At 69.4% G+C, this 12,932-nt stretch carries 12 protein-coding genes; 9 read left to right on the top strand and 3 right to left on the bottom strand.

Annotated features, from left to right (window positions below):
* The 5 genes from ABD378_RS26080 to ABD378_RS26060 form a co-directional block, all read left to right on the top strand.
* A partial coding sequence (locus ABD378_RS26080; protein ID WP_344524370.1) for a molybdopterin molybdotransferase MoeA occupies positions 1-1,452 on the top strand: 1,452 nt, incomplete at its 5' end.
* Entirely contained in the window at positions 1,440-2,561 is a 1,122-nt protein-coding gene (locus ABD378_RS26075) for a potassium channel family protein (protein WP_344524368.1), read from the top strand. The genes ABD378_RS26080 and ABD378_RS26075, both read left to right, overlap by 13 nt.
* A gap of 39 nt (positions 2,562-2,600) precedes the next feature.
* The gene (locus ABD378_RS26070) at positions 2,601-3,578 is read left to right on the top strand and encodes an NAD(P)H-quinone oxidoreductase (protein ID WP_344524366.1); all 978 of its coding nucleotides are present in this window, start codon (positions 2,601-2,603) and stop codon (positions 3,576-3,578) included.
* A gap of 139 nt (positions 3,579-3,717) precedes the next feature.
* Entirely contained in the window at positions 3,718-4,161 is a 444-nt protein-coding gene (locus tag ABD378_RS26065) for a hypothetical protein (RefSeq protein ID WP_344524364.1), read from the top strand.
* A gap of 86 nt (positions 4,162-4,247) precedes the next feature.
* Positions 4,248-4,790 carry a bacterial proteasome activator family protein gene (locus tag ABD378_RS26060; protein WP_344524362.1) on the top strand — a complete coding sequence of 181 codons (543 nt, stop codon included), beginning with the start codon at positions 4,248-4,250 and terminating at the stop codon, positions 4,788-4,790.
* 93 nt (positions 4,791-4,883) lie between these two features.
* Here ABD378_RS26060 and ABD378_RS26055 read toward each other — a convergent pair whose 3' ends face one another.
* Complete coding sequence (locus ABD378_RS26055; RefSeq protein WP_344524360.1) at positions 4,884-6,533, bottom strand: protein kinase domain-containing protein; 1,650 nt, start codon at positions 6,531-6,533, stop codon at positions 4,884-4,886.
* Positions 6,534-6,828: 295 nt separating this feature from the next.
* On the opposite strand from ABD378_RS26055, the gene ABD378_RS26050 reads away from it, so the two are divergent.
* Complete coding sequence (locus tag ABD378_RS26050) at positions 6,829-8,418, top strand: protein kinase domain-containing protein (protein ID WP_344524358.1); 1,590 nt, start codon at positions 6,829-6,831, stop codon at positions 8,416-8,418.
* Between the two features lie 93 nt (positions 8,419-8,511).
* Here ABD378_RS26050 and ABD378_RS26045 read toward each other — a convergent pair whose 3' ends face one another.
* Both ABD378_RS26045 and ABD378_RS26040 read right to left on the bottom strand, forming a co-directional pair.
* Positions 8,512-8,949, bottom strand: coding sequence for a pyridoxamine 5'-phosphate oxidase family protein (locus ABD378_RS26045; protein ID WP_344524356.1), 438 nt, complete (start codon positions 8,947-8,949; stop codon positions 8,512-8,514).
* Between the two features lie 84 nt (positions 8,950-9,033).
* On the bottom strand, positions 9,034-9,696 hold the full coding sequence (locus ABD378_RS26040; RefSeq protein WP_344524354.1) for a response regulator: 663 nt from the start codon (positions 9,694-9,696) through the stop codon (positions 9,034-9,036).
* A 381-nt stretch (positions 9,697-10,077) separates the two neighbouring features.
* Here ABD378_RS26040 and pdhA point away from each other — a divergent pair, with 381 nt between their 5' ends.
* From pdhA to ABD378_RS26025, 3 genes are all read left to right on the top strand, one after another.
* Positions 10,078-11,256, top strand: coding sequence for a pyruvate dehydrogenase (acetyl-transferring) E1 component subunit alpha (pdhA, locus tag ABD378_RS26035; protein WP_344524352.1), 1,179 nt, complete (start codon positions 10,078-10,080; stop codon positions 11,254-11,256).
* A gap of 2 nt (positions 11,257-11,258) precedes the next feature.
* Positions 11,259-12,239: an alpha-ketoacid dehydrogenase subunit beta gene (locus ABD378_RS26030; RefSeq protein ID WP_344524350.1), complete on the top strand. Its 981-nt coding sequence runs from the start codon at positions 11,259-11,261 to the stop codon at positions 12,237-12,239.
* A gap of 11 nt (positions 12,240-12,250) precedes the next feature.
* A partial coding sequence (locus ABD378_RS26025) for a biotin/lipoyl-containing protein (protein ID WP_344524348.1) occupies positions 12,251-12,932 on the top strand: 682 nt, incomplete at its 3' end.

The raw sequence follows: 12,932 nt of genomic DNA, 5'->3' as shown, positions 1-12,932 counted from the left end.
GCCGCCGCGAGCGGGCCCGGAGCCTCCAGCGGCCACACAGCCCCTAACGGCAACACGGCCCCCAGCAGCCACACCACCCCCAGCCCACACACAGTCCCCAACACCCCCAACACCCAGAGCACCCAGAGCACCCAAGCCAAGCACCGCGACATCACCCCTTGGCCCGCCGCCCGCGCCCTCGCCGCCCGCGCCCCCCGGCCCGTACCCTCCGCCTCCGTACCCTCCGCCTCCGTACCCTCCGCCTCCGCGCCGGTCACCGTCCCCCTGGGGCAAGCGCTCGGTCTCGTACTCGCCGCGCCCCTTGTCGCCCTCACGGACCTCCCCTCCTTCGACACCTCCGCGATGGACGGCTGGGTGGTCGCCGGCCCCGGGCCGTGGGAAGTTCGGGCCGACGGGATTCTCGCCGGGCACGGGCGGCCGGACCCGCTCTCCGACGGGGAAGCCGTGCGGATCGCGACCGGGGCGCGGATTCCGCGGGAGGCGACCGCGGTCATCCGCAGCGAGCACGGCCTCACCGACGACAAGGGGCGGCTGCACCCCCAGCGTGACGTCACGCACGGGCAGGACATCCGACCGCGTGGCCAGGAGTGCCGCTCCGGCGACCAACTCCTGCCCCCCGGCACCCTGGTGACCCCGGCGGTGCTCGGTCTCGCCGCGGCCGCGGGGTACGACGAACTGCCCGTGATCCGCCGCCCGAGAGCCGAAGTGCTGATCCTGGGCGACGAGTTGCTGACCGCGGGGCTCCCCCACGAGGGGCTCATCCGTGACGCGCTCGGTCCCATGCTGCCGCCCTGGCTGCGCTCGCTCGGCGCGGAAGTCACCGCCGTGCGCAGGCTCGGTGACGATGCCGAGGCGCTCCATCAGGCGATCACCACTTCCACCGCCGACCTGATCGTCACCACCGGCGGCACCGCCTCAGGGCCGGTCGACCACGTCCACCCCATCCTGCGCCGCATCGGCGCCGAACTCCTCGTGGACGGCGTCGCGGTGCGCCCCGGGCACCCCATGCTGCTCGCCCGCATCCGCCCCGACCAGCACCTCGTCGGCCTGCCCGGCAATCCGCTCGCCGCCGTATCCGGCCTGCTGACCCTGGCCGAGCCCCTGCTGCGCACGCTCTCGGGGCGCCAAGCCCCGTCGACGTACACCGCTGTGCTGCGCGAGGACGTGCACGGGCACCCGCACGACACCCGCCTCGTCCCCGTCATGCTCCGCGCCGACCACGCCGTGCCGCTGCACTACAACGGACCGGCGATGCTGCGTGGGATGGCGGTGGCCGACGGCCTCGCGGTGGTTCCGCCGGGTGGCGGGCGACAGGGCCAGGAGCTGGAGGTCCTCGACCTCCCGTGGGCCTTGTCGGATGCGGTCACGGGAGTGGGCACGGACGGCACGGACGGCATAGACGGCATAGACGGCACAGGCGGCACAGACGCAGCCGGGGAGTGTTTCACGTGAAACTTCCCGGCCACGACGCGATCGCCCGCAACCCCGACGAACACCTCGTCACCCATCGGATCAAGCTGCCGCGCCAGATCGTCGAGCGGCCCCTTCGGCAGGTCGCCAAGCGGCTGCTGATGGCGCTCGCGGTGCTCGCCCTGACGACCTTCATCGTCTGGATCGACCGCGACGGCTATCACGACAACTCGGACGACGGACTCGACTTCCTCGACGCCGCCTACTACTCCACCGTCACGCTCTCCACCACCGGTTACGGCGACATCGTCCCGTACAGCGACAGCGCGCGGCTCTGCAACATTCTCCTGATCACGCCGCTGCGCGTGCTCTTTCTGATCATCCTGGTCGGTACCACCCTTGAAGTGCTCACGGAACGTACGCGCGAGGAATGGCGTCTGAACCGCTGGAGGTCCAACTTGCGTGAACACACCGTCGTCGTCGGCTTCGGCACGAAGGGCCGCTCCGCGATCCAGACCGTCTGCGCGACCGGTCTGAAGCCCGAGCAGATCGTGGTGGTCGACCCGAGCGCGAAGGTCGTCGACGCCGCCACGGCGGAGGGCTACGCGGGCGTCATCGGCGACGCGACGCGCAGCGATGTACTGCTCCGTGCCGAGGTGCAGCGCGCCCGGCAGATCATCATCGCGACCCAGCGCGACGACACCGCCGTCCTGGTCACGCTGACCGCCCGGCAGATGAACCGCGGGGCGAAGATCGTGGCCGCGGTGCGCGAGGAGGAGAACGCGCCGCTGCTTCGCCAGTCCGGTGCCGACGCGGTGATCACCAGCGCCAGCGCGGCGGGACGGCTGCTCGGCCTCTCCGTGCTCAGCCCCAGTGCGGGCATGGTCATGGAGGATCTGATCCAGCAGGGCAGCGGGCTCGATCTTGTCGAGCGGCCGGTGATAAAGGCCGAGGTGGGTCTTGGTGTCCGGGAGACGGACGACTTGGTCGTCAGTGTCGTACGCGGGCATCGGGTGCTCGGATACGACGATCCTGCCGTCGGGAAGCTGCAGTTGATGGACCGGCTGATCACCATCGTGCGGGCGACGGCGACGTCACCGATGGCGCCCGACGCCAAGTCGAATCCGCCGCGCGGAGGTCTGCGCACCTAGTCGGACCGGCCGGAATCCGCAGAGAGTAGCCTCGCCCGCATGCATGCGATCACGATCCCCGAAGCCGGTGGACCCGAAGCGCTCGTATGGGCCGAGGTCCCCGATCCCGTACCCGGCGAGGGTGAGGTGCTGGTCGACGTCGTGGCCAGCGCCGTGAACCGCGCCGATCTGCTCCAGCGCCAGGGCTTCTACAACCCGCCTCCCGGCTCGTCCCCCTATCCGGGGCTCGAGTGCGCGGGCCGTGTCACCGACATCGGCCCCGGCGTCACCGGCTGGAAGATCGGCGACGAGGTGTGCGCGCTGCTCGCCGGCGGCGGCTACGCCGAGCAGGTCGTCGTCCCCGTGGGCCAGTTGCTGCCGGTGCCCGACGGCATCGACCTCGTGACGGCGGCCGCGCTGCCCGAGGTGACCTCGACGGTCTGGTCCAACGTCTTCATGATTTCCCACCTCCGCCCCGGTGAGACGTTCCTCGTGCACGGCGGTTCCAGCGGCATCGGCACCATGGCGATCCAGCTGGCGAAGGCCATCGGCGCGACGGTGGCGGTCACGGCGGGCAGCAAGGTGAAGCTCGACTTCTGCCGGGAGCTCGGCGCGGACATCCTCATCAACTACCGCGAGCAGGACTTCGTCGAGGAGATCAAGCGCGCCACGGACGGCGCGGGCGCGGACGTCATCCTCGACAACATGGGTGCCAAGTACCTGGACCGGAACGTGCAGTCCCTCGCGACCAACGGCCGCCTCGCGATCATCGGTATGCAGGGCGGCGTCAAGGGCGAGTTGAACATCGCCACGCTCCTGAACAAGCGTGCCGCCGTCACCGCGACCTCACTGCGCGGCCGTCCCGCCGAGGAGAAGGCGTCGATCGTCGCGGCGGTGCGCGAGCACGTGTGGCCGCTGATCGGCGCGGGCCACGTACGCCCGATCGTCGACCGGACGGTGCCGATGAGTGACGCGGCGGCGGCCCATCGCGTACTGGAGGAGAGCTCGCACATCGGGAAGGTGCTGCTCGTCCGCTAGGGCGTCAGGAAGGGTGCCGCCCGCCGCTGGGTAGCCAAGACGGTCGAGATGCCGGAGTTGTGTCACTGTGTGACGCTTGGTGCAGCTTCAGTGATCTCTCTTGATCTTGGCTACCCGCTAGCGGGAGGGGGTCAGCGCGATGACTCCATGGCTTCGCCCCTTGTTGGTCCTGACGGTGCTCCTGGCCGTCTCACCCGTCTCGATGAGCCTCTCGATCTCGTACGCCGCTGAGCCCTCCCCCAACGAGACCCGCGCCGGAAGCGTCCCCGGCGACGGCCGGGCCCGGCCGGGGCGCGCGGATCCGGCTCCGCCCCCGCCACCGCCCCCGTCCCCCTCGGTCTCCGTACCGGCCGAAAGGCCGGAGCCGACCCCCGCCAAGAAGCCTGACAAGAAAGCGGACAGGAAGGCCGACAGGAAGGCCGACAGAGAGTCCGCCACCAAGACCACCGCATCCGACGCCACCACCCGGCGGACCGCCGCCGAACCCGTCGTACCCGGTCTCCGCGTCCTGCCGCTCGGCAGCGGCCTGGTCCTCATCGGCCTCGGTCTCGGGTTCTTCGCCGTGCGGCTGCGGCGCGGCTGACACGTCTGGTCCCTTCGTAGACGGTGGATCAGTCGCAAATGGGGGCACCACCGATGTGTGATGTACGGGTGCGAGAGAATGGCGGCATGGAGATGCCGAGGAACGAACGGTCGCAGGAGAGCCCCCAGGTCCTGGTTGTCGGACAGGACGGAATGGCGCTCGGCGGCGGCGGAGACGACGAATCCCGCGAGGTCCCGGTGACGGACATGGTCGAACAGCCGGCGAAGGTCATGCGCATCGGCAGCATGATCAAGCAGCTCCTCGAGGAAGTGCGGGCGGCACCTCTCGACGAGGCGAGCCGGGTACGGCTCAAGGAGATCCACGCCAGTTCGGTCAAGGAGCTCGAGGACGGTCTCGCCCCCGAGCTCGTCGAGGAACTGGAGCGCCTCTCCCTGCCCTTCACCGATGACGGGGTGCCCAGCGACGCCGAGCTGCGCATCGCGCAGGCCCAGTTGGTGGGCTGGCTCGAGGGGCTCTTCCACGGGATCCAGACGGCTCTCTTCGCGCAGCAGATGGCGGCGCGGGCGCAGCTCGAATCGATGCGGCGCGCGCTGCCGCCCGGTGTGGGCGGCGGCGACGAGGAAGAGGACGGCGGTATCGCGGGACGGTCCGGAGGGCCTTACCTCTAAGCGGCCACCAGGTACTGAAATCGCCAGGTACCGAAAACGCGAAGGGCCCGGTCACCTCGTGACCGGGCCCTTCGCGTCAGATGCTGCGGCGACTCAGGCCGGGTTGCCCGTCGAGATGGTGAACTCGATGTCCACGTCGTCCGGGTCGATGTCGGAGTCCTCCTTGGGGGACTGCTGCATGACCGTGTCCTCCCCGTAGGTGTTCTCGTCCATCGTGCGCTTGTCGTACTGCCAGCCCGCCGCCTGCAGGCACTTCTGCACGGAGCGCCAGTCCTTGAACGTGAAGTCAGGGACCTTGATCTTGTTCTCGTCGTTGTACGCGGTCTCGGGCTCGGTGCACTCTTCGGTCTCGATCGTCTGCGTCCGGTCCGGACCCCGATGCCCCGCGACCGGCGCGTTCGACTCCTTCTCTTCCTTGCCGCCCTTGCCGCCGTCGTCGTCACCGCTCATCGTCATCGCCGTGATCAGGCCGCCGATGGCGAGCAGCGCGACGACGATCGAGCCGACGATCACCGGCATGTTCCGCTTGCCGCCACCCGAGCCGGAGCCGCCGCCCTGCCCGTGCACGGTCGTCTGCGCCGGCTGCGGCGAGAGCGTGTACGGCGGCGGGGTCTGCGAGGCCTGGGGGGCGTACGCGTTCGTGGGCGCCGGGGTCTGGTAGCCACCCTGCTGCGGGTAGCCGTAGCCCGGGGTCACGGGGGCGGGCGTGGCGGGGCCGTACGTACCCGGACCCGGCTGGTACGGCGTCTGGACGTTGCCGCCCTGCGGCATCGAGGTGTCGACCGGCGGGAAGACCGCGGAGCCGACGCCCGCGCCGCTCGCCGTCTGGGCGCCCGGCACGATGCTCGGCGCTGCCGCCTGGAAGGACTGGGCGACGCGCAGGCACTCGTCGCGCATGGCCTCGGCGGTCGGAAAACGCTCGTTCGGGTTCTTCTTGAGCGCGCGGGCGACGATCGCGTCGACCGCCGGCGGCAGCGAGCGGTTGATCGAGGACGGAGCGACCGGCTCCTCCTGGACGTGCGCGTACGCGATGGCGAGCGGCGAGTCCGCCTCGAAGGGCAGCCGGCCGGTGGTGAGCTGGAACAGCATGATGCCGACGGAGTAGAGGTCGGACCGGGCGTCCACGCCGCGGCCGAGCGCCTGCTCCGGCGAGAGGTACTGGGGGGTGCCGACGACCATGCCGGTCTGCGTCATGGAGGTGACGCCGGACTGCATGGCGCGGGCGATGCCGAAGTCCATGACCTTGACGACGTTGCGCTTCGTCATCATCACGTTGCCGGGCTTGATGTCGCGGTGGACCAGGCCCATCTCGTGGCTGATCTCGAGAGCGGCGAGCACATCGGCGGTGATCTTCAGCGCCTGGTCGCTCGGCATCGCGCCGAACTGGGCGACGGAAGCGTCGAGCACGGAGCCGAGCGGCTTGCCCTCCACGTACTCCATGACGATGTACGGCATCGTCGCGCCGTCAAGCTCGTCCTCGCCGGTGTCGAAGACCGAGACGATGTTCGTGTGCGTGAGCTTGGCCACCGACTGGGCCTCGCGGCGGAAGCGCTCGCGGAAGGACTGCTCGCGCCCGAGCTCGCTGTGAAGCGTCTTGATCGCGACTTGACGGTCGAGTACGGAGTCGTACGCGAGGTGAACGGAGGCCATGCCGCCTTCACCCAGAAGATCGCGCAGCTGGTACCGGCCACCGGCGAGCGAGCGCCCCGCATACCGTCCCTGTGCGCCGTCCTGGCTGCTCATGTCGTGCGTCCCCCATCGGCGCGGTGTGCCGGACGGCTCCGCGGTCGGTGATCGATTCCCGCTATTCCAGGCCAAGTCTGCCCGAGGGCACCGACACGTCAAGCTCGATGCCCGTTCCGTGACCGTACGCGCAAGAAGCGTCTCGGAAGCGTTACAAGTTTGCGCGTGAGGGCACCCGGCAGGTTTGATGTCCGGTCCACCTCGAACCGGCGTGGCGCGCGAAGGCTGTAGCGTGGCCCGGCGGGGATCCCCCAGTACCACCAAGCACCACGACCAGAAACGACGGCGAGGACTGATGGCACAGACGCAGCGCGCTCAGGGCCCGTCCGACCCCGAGGCGAGTGGCGGCGGTATGTCAGACGCGCCGGAGTTGTGGGGTAATGGCGGGCTTGTCGGGGACGGCCGTTATCGGCTGACCCACAGACTCGGCCGGGGCGGCATGGCGGAGGTGTTCGCGGCCGAGGACGTACGTCTGGGTCGTACGGTCGCCGTCAAGCTGCTCCGCTCCGACCTCGCGGAAGACCCGGTCTCCAAGGCCCGCTTCACACGCGAGGCCCAGTCGGTCGCGGGGCTCAACCACCATGCGGTGGTGGCGGTCTACGACTCCGGCGAGGATGCCGTCGGGCCGAGCGTCGTCCCGTACATCGTGATGGAGATCGTCGAGGGCCGGACGATCCGCGATCTGCTGCTCAACGCGGAGGCGCCGGGCCCCGAGCAGGCCCTGATCATCGTCTCCGGGGTGCTCGAGGCGCTCGCGTACTCGCACCAGCACGGCATCGTGCACCGCGACATCAAGCCCGCGAACGTGATCATCACCAACACCGGCGCGGTGAAGGTGATGGACTTCGGCATCGCCCGTGCGCTGCACGGCGCGCAGTCGACGATGACGCAGACCGGCATGGTCATGGGCACGCCGCAGTACCTCTCCCCGGAGCAGGCGCTCGGCAAGGCCGTCGACCACCGTTCCGACCTGTACGCGACCGGCTGTCTGCTCTACGAACTTCTCGCGCTGCGGCCCCCGTTCACCGGTGAGACGCCGCTGTCCGTGGTCTACCAGCACGTCCAGGACATCCCCGTGCCGCCGTCCGAGACCTCGGACGCGGCGCCGCCGGAGCTGGACGGCCTGGTGATGCGTTCGCTCGCCAAGGACCCGGACGACCGGTTCCAGACCGCCGAGGAGATGCGCGGTCTGGTCCAGTACGGGCTGCAGATGCTGCACGAGCAGGGCAGCCACACCGGGACCTGGAACACCGGGCCCGTCGACATCGCGGGCATGCACGCGGGCGGCAACACCCCGGCGATGGGCGTCGCGGGCACCACCGCGATGCAGCACCCCGGCGACTCCGGCACCGCGCAGATCCCGGGCGCCATGCTGCGTCCGCCGGGTGGCGACGACGGCGGTTTCGAGGGCGGTCACCGCGACGGGAACGGCCGGGGCGGCCGGGGCAAGATGTGGATCTTCGCGGTGCTGGCGGTCATCGCCATCGCCGTGGGTGTCGCGTACGCGCTGACGGCGGGCGGCGACAAGACGAAGGACAAGGAAACGCCGACGAAGGCGCCGACGAAGCAGTCGGAGTCGGAGAAGCCGAGCAAGAGCCCGGAAGAGGACACCTCGGACGACGAGACGCTGCCCGGTGACGGCTCCGGCGGTCAGGGCAGCTACACGCCGGAGCAGCCGAACACCACCGGCCCGACCACTCCCACGTCGCCCACGGAGACCGAGCCGTCGGAGGACCCGACGGAGCCGACGGACGAGCCCACCGAGCCGACGGACGAGCCGACGACGCCGACCGACGACCCCAGCACCCCGACCACCGAGGACCCGCCGGTGACGAACGGCGGCACGAACGGCGGCGATGTCGAGGGCGCCGACGGCGGCGCCTGAGCAGCCGCTGGTTCATCGAAACGCACACGGAAACGCACGCGCGCGTGGAGCCCCGAAAGGGCGCCACGCGCGCGTGCGTCGTTCGTACGTGTTCTAGAAGGTGCGCTGAAGCTGCCGCTGCCGGCCGACGTGGAGGGTGTGCACCGTGGCCAGCTGCGGCTCTATGCGCATGTAGACCGGGTCGTACAGCTCGCCGTCCACGTAGTGCGGGCCCGGGCCGAAGAGTGCCAGTTCGTCGTTGGTCGGCTCTATGGACTCGCAGAGGCCGACGAACTGCACGGTCCACTGCCCGGTGCGCGCGGTCTCGGCGCTGAGGTTGTCCGCCCCGTAGGCGACGACACTGCCGATGCAGGCCTCGTGGTAGCCGTATCCCTTGTGCATGCGCAGCAGGATCCGCCCGTCCATGACGACGTGGCGGGCCGCGGCGAGAAAGGGGAGCGCGCGCATGCTGGTCGCGACCCGGCCGTAGTCGGTGCGGCCGAGCAGTTCGAAGGCGAGCCGTTCGTCCTGTTCGTGATCGTCGGAGGGCATGCGTCCACCCTCTGGCAACGGCGGGGGGCCGGGGAAGGGGACCCCGCCTCTAAGGGAAGGGGACGTAAGTCCCGTTTCACCGTGTCAGTGCTGCTGCTCCGCCTGCATACGTGCCACGTACGCGGCCGCCTGCGAGCGCCGCTCCATGCCGAGCTTGGAGAGCAGGCTGGACACGTAATTCTTGATCGTCTTTTCGGCGAGGTGCAGCCGTTCGCCGATCACCCGGTTGGTCAGGCCCTCGCCGATCAGGTCGAGGATCTTCCGTTCCTGGTCCGTGAGGTTCGACAGACGGTCGTCGCCCTTGGGGGTGTTTCCGTCGCGCAGACGCTCAAGGACCCGGGCCGTGGCGACGGGGTCGAGCAGGGACTTTCCGGCTGCCACGTCACGTACGGCGGAGAGCAGTTCATTGCCGCGAATGGCCTTCAGGACATAGCCGGAAGCGCCCGCCATGATCGCGTCGAAGAGAGCCTCGTCGTCCGCGAACGAGGTGAGCATCAGGCATTTGATGTCCTCGTTCCGCGAACGGATCTCGCGGCACACCTCGACGCCGCTGCCGTCCGGGAGCCGCACGTCGAGCACGGCCACGTCCGGTCGTGTCGCAGGGATCCTGACCAGCGCATCTGCGGCCGTTCCCGCTTCGCCGACGACCTCGATGTCGGACTCCACGGAGAGCAGCTCATGGACTCCACGGCGCACCACTTCGTGGTCGTCGAGGAGAAATACCGTAATTTTTCCGTCTTCGCGCACGGAGTCAGTCTCACACACGATCTCTCGCAGTGCCTGAGCTGAACCCTTCCCGTGCGCGGGGTGGCCGGGATAACGTGCCGGTGTTCCGGCCCCCTGCCAGGCTGTGATCAGTGCTGTGACCAGGAACTGTTCCCGACTTTCTGGATTTACTCGGAAATCCAAGCAGTCAGATACTTGGAAATCCAAGCAAATTCGCAGGTCAGATGGGGTTTCACAGAATTGGGAAGCACTGGGTAACGTGCATTGTGCAGGGCGCTCGCCGGGGCACCTGTCACGCCTGTTCCCGGCCGAGTCGCACCCACCCCGTGCGCGGGCACGGATCAGGCGAGCCGCACTGGCTTACCCGGTAATCCCGGGGGCCGGACCGACGGAGGAGCACACGTGACCGTGGAGAGCACCGCCGCGCGCACACCGCGCCGCAGCAGTACGAGCGGCGGGAAGCGCGCCAGCGCCAAGAAGGCCGCGCCGAAGAAAAGCACGGAACCCCAGCTTGTCCAGCTGCTGACCCCCGAGGGCAAGCGGGTCAAGAATGCCGAGTACGACTCGTACGTCGCGGACATCACCGCCGACGACATGCGTGCCCTGTACCGCGACATGGTCCTCACCCGCCGCTTCGACGCCGAGGCCACCTCCCTGCAGCGCCAGGGCGAGCTGGGCCTGTGGGCCTCGCTGCTCGGCCAGGAGGCCGCCCAGATCGGCTCGGGCCGTGCCACGCGCGAGGACGACTACGTCTTCCCGACCTACCGCGAGCATGGCGTCGCGTGGTGCCGCGGGGTCGACCCGACCAATCTGCTCGGGATGTTCCGCGGCGTGAACCACGGCGGCTGGGACCCGAACACCAACAACTTCCACCTGTACACGATCGTCATCGGCTCGCAGACGCTGCACGCGACCGGGTACGCGATGGGCGTGGCCAAGGACGGCGCGGACTCGGCCGTGATCGCGTACTTCGGTGACGGTGCGTCCAGCCAGGGCGACGTCGCCGAGGCCTTCACCTTCTCCGCGGTCTACAACGCTCCCGTCGTGTTCTTCTGCCAGAACAACCAGTGGGCGATCTCCGAGCCCACCGAGAAGCAGACCCGCGTGCCGCTCTACCAGCGCGCGCAGGGCTACGGCTTCCCGGGCGTGCGGGTCGACGGCAACGACGTGCTCGCCGTCCTCGCCGTCACCAAGTGGGCCCTTGAGCGGGCGCGTACGGGCGAGGGCCCGGCGCTCATCGAGGCGTTCACCTACCGCATGGGCGCGCACACCACGTCCGACGACCCGACCAAGTACCGCAGCGACGACGAGCGCGAGGCCTGGGAGGCCAAGGACCCGATCCTGCGCCTGCGGACCTATCTTGAGGCCGAAGGTCACGCGGATGAGGGATTTTTCGCGGAACTCGAGGCGGAGAGCGAAGCGTTGGGAAAGCGAGTGCGAGAGGTGGTGCGGGCGATGCCGGATCCGGATCTGATGTCGATCTTCGAGAACGCGTATGCGGACGGGCATGCGCTGGTCGACGAGGAGCGCGCGCAGTTCGCCGCCTACCAAGCGTCCTTCGCTGAAGAAGGCGGTAAGTGACCATGGGCGTACAGAAACTTCCCCTTGCCAAAGCGATCAACGAATCGCTGCGTAAGGCGCTCGACACCGACCCCAAGGTCCTCATCATGGGCGAGGACGTCGGCAAGCTCGGCGGCGTCTTCCGTGTGACGGACGGGCTGCAGAAGGACTTCGGCGAGGACCGTGTCATCGACACGCCGCTCGCCGAGTCCGGCATCGTCGGCACGGCCATCGGCCTGGCGCTTCGGGGTTACCGCCCGGTGGTGGAGATCCAGTTCGACGGCTTCGTCTTCCCGGCGTACGACCAGATCGTCACGCAGCTCGCGAAGATGCACGCCCGTGCGCTCGGCAAGATCAAGATGCCGGTCGTCATCCGCATTCCGTACGGCGGCGGGATCGGCGCCGTCGAGCACCACAGCGAGTCGCCCGAGGCGCTGTTCGCGCACGTGGCGGGCCTCAAGGTGGTCTCGCCCTCGAACTCTTCCGACGCCTACTGGATGATGCAGCAGGCCATCCAGAGCGACGACCCGGTGATCTTCTTCGAGCCGAAGCGGCGCTACTGGGACAAGGGCGAGGTCGACACGGACGCCATCCCGGCGCCGCTGCACAAGGCCCGGGTCGCCCGCGAGGGCACGGACCTGACGCTCGTCGCGTACGGCCCGATGGTGAAGGTCTGTCTGGAGGCCGCCGCGGCCGCCGCCGAAGAGGGCAAGTCCCTCGAGGTCGTGGACCTGCGATCCATGTCGCCGATGGACTTCGACGCGGTGCAGACCTCGGTCGAGAAGACACGGCGGCTCGTCGTGGTCCACGAGGCCCCGGTCTTCCTCGGCACGGGCGCCGAGATCGCGGCGCGCATCACCGAGCGGTGCTTCTACCACCTCGAAGCTCCCGTGCTGCGGGTCGGCGGCTTCCACGCGCCGTATCCGCCGGCGCGGTTGGAAGAGGAGTATCTGCCGGGCCTCGACCGGGTGCTCGACACTGTCGACCGCTCGCTGGCGTACTGAGGGAGAGGGTCGTGACGACGATGACAAGTGCTGCGCTCGCCGAGTTCAAGATGCCCGACGTGGGCGAGGGGCTCACCGAGGCAGAGATCCTCAAGTGGTTCGTCGCTCCCGGTGACACGGTCACCGACGGGCAGGTGGTGTGTGAGGTCGAGACGGCCAAGGCCGCCGTCGAGCTGCCCATTCCGTTCAACGGTGTCGTAAGCGAACTGCGCTTCCCCGAGGGCACGACGGTCGATGTCGGCCAGGTGATCATCGCGGTGGACGTGTCCGGCACAGGCGCGCCTGCCGCGCCCGCGGAGGCCGCCGCCGCCCCGGCTCAGGAGGCAGCACCCGTGGCCGCACCCGTGGCCGCTCCCGAGGCCGCCCCCGAGGAGGAGGCCGCTCCCGAGGGCCGTCAGCCCGTGCTCGTCGGCTATGGGGTCGCCGAGTCCTCGACGAAGCGCCGCGCGCGCAAGTCCGCGCAGGAGCAGGCCGAGGCTGCGGGCACGTACTACGCGGCGGCGGTCCAGACCGAGCTGAACGGCTCCGGCACGGCTGCCGCGTTCGCTGCCCCCGCCGCGCCCGCCGCGCCCACCGAGCCCGTCGGTGAGCGTCCGTTGGCCAAGCCGCCGGTGCGAAAGCTCGCCAAGGACCTGGGAGTTGACCTCGCGGCCATCGTCCCGTCCGGGCCCGACGGCATCATCACCCGCGAGG

Origin of the sequence: Streptomyces rectiviolaceus (assembly GCF_039533825.1) — a bacterium.
GTDB classification, from domain to species: domain Bacteria; phylum Actinomycetota; class Actinomycetes; order Streptomycetales; family Streptomycetaceae; genus Streptomyces; species Streptomyces rectiviolaceus.
The sequence above is the reverse complement of the archived record's forward strand: the minus strand, read 5'-3'. Positions and strand labels throughout refer to the sequence as shown.